Consider the following 219-nt stretch of genomic DNA (forward strand, 5'->3'; position numbering starts at 1 on the left):
ATCACCCTCTCAGGTCGGCTACGCATCGTCGCCTTGGTGAGCCGTTACCCCACCAACTAGCTAATGCGCCGCGGGTCCATCCATAAGTGGCAGATTGCTCCGCCTTTCCCGATTCGGCCATGCGACCGATTCGCGTATCCGGTATTAGCATTCGTTTCCGAATGTTATCCCAGTCTTATGGGCAGGTTACCCACGTGTTACTCACCCGTCCGCCGCTAA

At 56.6% G+C, this 219-nt stretch carries 1 rRNA gene; it reads right to left on the reverse strand.

The features are described 5' to 3' along the window. Positions 1 to 219 (reverse strand): 16S ribosomal RNA (locus M3194_RS31130); the annotation flags it as partial.

It is taken from the genome of Paenibacillus glycanilyticus (genome assembly GCF_023715145.1).
Taxonomy (GTDB): domain Bacteria; phylum Bacillota; class Bacilli; order Paenibacillales; family Paenibacillaceae; genus Pristimantibacillus; species Pristimantibacillus glycanilyticus_A.